Genomic DNA, 817 nt, shown 5'->3' with positions numbered 1-817 from the left:
TCCACATCCGTAAAACGCAGCGTTTCGACATCCATTGCGATCTGATCCCGGTCGCCGGTAATCAAGTTGATCGCGATCAGGTTAGCGCCATCCTGCACCACGGCGAAGTTCGCACGAGGACCAGAAAGAACCGCGATATCAAGGCCATCACCGCCGACGATGATATCGTCGCCCTGCCCCCCTTCGAGGATGTCATCGCCCGTTCCACCGAAGATCTGGTCGTTTCCGCTGTTGCCCTCGATGCTGTCGTTGTCCGCTCCGCCCTCAAGCGTGTCATCCAGACCCGAGCCGATGATCGTATCGTCGCCCGCGCCGCCATCGATCGAGTCCGGGCGGTAGGAGGTCGAAGTATTCGTGGTACCGCCATAGATAGAATCGTTGCCGTCCCCGCCAAGGATCGTGTCCAGCCCGTAACGGGTCCCTGTGATGGTATCGTCGCCCGCGCCACCATCGATCAGCACTTCCATGTCGGTAGCGACACTGCTGTTCCGCGAAACGGTATCGGCACCGTCGCCGCCGTTTACAACGATTCCGGCACCGGACTGGCTGCCGAAATCGATCCGATCCTGACCGATCCCACCGTCGAAATAGGTACCATAGCCCGACAGGGTGTCGTCGCCTTCGCCGCCAGAGAAGCTGTTCGCATCGGTCAAAGAACCGTAGTCCGTGATGCTGTCGTTCCCTGCCCCGCCTTCCAGCGTATCTTCACCGCTCCCGCCAGTGATCGTGTCGTTCCCGGCGTCGCCGACCACGCTGTCGTTGCCGCCCCCACCGTTCAGATAATCGGCTCCGCCGCCCCCGATCAGGGTATCGTCGC

General features: G+C 61.2%; 1 protein-coding gene. It reads right to left on the bottom strand.

Features of this window, described 5'->3' with window-relative positions; all coding sequences use genetic code 11:
• On the bottom strand, positions 1-817 hold an 817-nt coding region (locus P1K30_RS23815), incomplete at both ends, for a calcium-binding protein (RefSeq protein ID WP_275635231.1).

Source organism: Psychromarinibacter halotolerans (genome assembly GCF_029168315.1).
GTDB classification, from domain to species: Bacteria; Pseudomonadota; Alphaproteobacteria; order Rhodobacterales; family Rhodobacteraceae; genus Psychromarinibacter; species Psychromarinibacter halotolerans.
Note: the sequence above shows the minus strand (reverse complement) of the source record. Positions and strands in the feature narration are given on the sequence as shown.